Source organism: Trichococcus sp., from assembly GCF_049589555.1.
Lineage (GTDB): Bacteria > Bacillota > Bacilli > Lactobacillales > Aerococcaceae > Trichococcus.
Window position 1 is genome coordinate 1 of the sequence record NZ_JBAWAZ010000214.1, and the last position, 2837, is coordinate 2837.

General features: G+C 46.8%; 4 protein-coding genes. 1 reads left to right on the forward strand and 3 read right to left on the reverse strand.

The window, feature by feature from the left end; genetic code table 11:
* Positions 1–827: DUF1002 domain-containing protein (locus WBV27_RS08045; RefSeq protein WP_424201001.1), on the reverse strand; the 827-nt coding region annotated here is incomplete at its 3' end.
* A 367-nt stretch (positions 828–1194) separates the two neighbouring features.
* Between WBV27_RS08045 and WBV27_RS08050 the strand changes: the two genes are divergently transcribed.
* Positions 1195–1746 (forward strand): tyrosine-type recombinase/integrase, encoded by a 552-nt coding sequence (locus tag WBV27_RS08050; RefSeq protein ID WP_424201003.1) that lies wholly within the window; start codon positions 1195–1197, stop codon positions 1744–1746.
* 154 nt (positions 1747–1900) lie between these two features.
* Here WBV27_RS08050 and WBV27_RS08055 read toward each other — a convergent pair whose 3' ends face one another.
* Together WBV27_RS08055 and WBV27_RS08060 are read right to left on the reverse strand one after the other, a co-directional pair.
* Positions 1901–2578 (reverse strand): PspA/IM30 family protein, encoded by a 678-nt coding sequence (locus WBV27_RS08055; protein WP_086627915.1) that lies wholly within the window; start codon positions 2576–2578, stop codon positions 1901–1903.
* Between the two features lie 13 nt (positions 2579–2591).
* Positions 2592–2837: hypothetical protein (locus WBV27_RS08060; RefSeq protein ID WP_424201005.1), on the reverse strand; the 246-nt coding region annotated here is incomplete at its 5' end.

Here is a 2837-nt window from a genome sequence, read left to right on the forward strand (position 1 = left end):
AATTCTCCGCCGGTTGCCTGCAGTTCTTCACCGAAAGCGGCAATCTGTTCTTTCTGCGCCGCAGTAAGATTGATGTCACCGAAATTGATCATCAGGTTCTGGATGTTCGTGATGTTGTCCGAAGACAGGATGGTGTCAAGGTTGTAGTTCTTCAGCACGTCCTCGACGATTTGACGGATGTCGTCAGCGCTGATGTTACCGTTGTTCGCATCCTTGGCTTCTTGGATGTCCTGTTTCATTTCCACGATCGCAGCGTTCATCAATTCATCCGAATAGCCGCTGTCGGCTTGGTTTTCCTCGGTTACTGCAGAAGTGACAGCCAATTCTTCCTGGGCAACTTCCACAGCTGCTGCGTCCAGTGTGTTTCCTGAATCCGCAAAAGCTTTGTAAACACCGGCCAATGCGCCGGATCCGTCAACTGTGACGGCGGATGCTACTTTGATGTCCACATCCACTGCGCCCGCTGTGATGGCTGCATTCTTGTATTGCGCCTCCGTGATCGCAGTGATGGTTTCAGGAGTCAGAATCTCCACTGAAACAGCACCATCGCTGTCGGCAGGCGTGATGTACGTGCTGGAATAGACTTGGCTATAAGGGTAATCATCCTGAAGCAAGCCGTTCAATTCATTGACTGCCACGACTAACTCGTTCGTTCCCTCGGCTACTCCCAGCGTTTCTCTGGTTTCCTCCAGTTGGGCGGCGTTCAGACTCTCGCCGTAAGTGAAGATCGGTTCGATTGCGACTTTATCGGCGAACGCTGCCGGAGCGGTAATTCCCAATAAGGTCAACGAAGCCAGACCTACTGTCATCATTTTTTTCAGTTTCATGGTTTAACCTTCTTTCTTTCGTAGCATGTTTGTATTGTATCAAAGATAAACAACGAAATGTATTATCATTTCTTTAAATAATTATGAAGCTTCTGCGACGCAATGTCAAAGTATTCCCTTAGATGAGCCTGTCGTGTCGTTTCGCGCATAGTTGGCCGTAACCATGCACGAAATCGTCTGAAAAGTCGTTTCTGCAGCCGTTCAAAAGATGGGAATGATATACCAAAAGGGGGAACACATGTATAATTGTGTTCCTCATAAAACGTTGATTTATCAATGCCAAAATGGTATGCTTTTTTTAACGAAATCAACCGAAAACCCCTGGATATCGGAGGGCATAAAATAGAGGAAAAAAGAGGATATTTCAGTGAATACCACCCATGCAATCAAAGACATCAGCCAAATACAAACATTGATGGACGTTTATCCGCCTTATTCTAAAAATCGCCTGTTGCTGGAGTATGCTATCCGGACAGGTCTGCGCATCAGCGATATCTTGAACGTGAAGGTAGGGCAAGTGCTGGGGAAAGAGTCGTATCAGATCGTCGAGATGAAAACGGGCAAGAAGAAGGAACTGGCCATCCATGACCGCTTGAAGCAATCCATTTTGGATTATGTGGAAAGGGAAGGGCTTGGTGCAACTGATTATTTGTTCTATTCCAACGCTGACAAAAGCAGCCATATCAAGCGTACGCAAGCACACCGAATCATCGCACATGCCGGGGACATGATCGGCATCACTTTGAGCGCCCATTCACTGCGGAAGAGCTTCGGCTATCATTCCTATAAGCAGGGCGTCGATATTTCCTTGCTCCAAACAATCTTTCAGCACTCTTCACAAGCGGTCACGCTCCGCTATATCGACATCACCCAGGAGAACATCAACAACGTATACAAACGTGTCGATTTCGGATTTTAACACCAATAAAAAAATAACGCGTTTTGAGAGAGTTTCATGATGGTGGGTACACATTCCCGATTGAAATCGCCTCAAAATGCGTTTCCGCAAAATCAGCAAAAAAGTGCACCTTGCCAAAACGGCAGGGTGCACTTTTTATAAATTTGATTTGAATTTATAGTCCCATATCTTTTTTCATTTTCTCAAGCTCATCTTCGACAGATGCCGATCCTTGGCTGGCATATTTTTCTTCCAGCGCCTTCGCTTCGTCAATCGGCGTCATGTTCAACTCGGACATCGCATTCGCTTCATCCAACATTTTGTCGGCTTTTTCTTCCATGCGTTCGAAGGAACTCATGGCACCTTTTGTGCTGGCGATGGAATCCGTCGCTTTGTTCAGGGTTTCCTGGGTTTTGGCGACCGCCATTTTGGATTTGATCATTTCGCGGCGGGATTTGAGCGTTTCGATGTCGGTTGCCAATTTATCATGCATCTGGCGCATCTTGACGGCATTTTCATGAGCCGAGGCGTATGAAGTAGCCAATCCTGCACCGACATTTTCCAATTCCTGCTTTTTGGTCAGGAAAATGCGCGCATCGTTCTCATTGCCGGCTTCCAAGGCTTTTTTGGCATAATCGGTGTATTTGATGACTTCTGCCTGGTTTTCATCGACTAAACGCTTGGTCCGTGTCTCTTCCGCCATGACGCCGGCTGTGCTTCTTTTGACTTCAGCCAAATCTTCCATCATGTCTCGCAGGTATTGGTCGATCATTTTTGCCGGATTTTCCATTTTGTCGATCAAAGCATTGATGTTCGCACTGATGATATCCGAGAATCTCTCCAGTATTGCCATTTCTGTTTCCTCCTTATGGGTTCGTGTCTTTCTTGATTTCGTCTTCTGCCTGCGGGGTAGGACTGGTATCGACTTGCTTCGGGACATCGGCATCATATTTTTTCGTAAGTTCCTCCGCCTCGGTATTACCGAACGTATCCAACGGCGTCTTCAGAATATCTTCCGTTTGCTGCGCTTCCAGATTCTTTTGTTTTTTTGCATGCCGCCACCAGAAGAACAGTAGGGCAAGCAGGATGATGACGCCGAACACGATTAGAAC

Excerpts from the sequence above, each read along its gene's own strand:
- WBV27_RS08055 (WP_086627915.1), bottom strand. The coding sequence starts at position 2,578 with ATGGCAATACTGGAGAGATTCTCGGATATCATCAGTGCGAACATCAAT.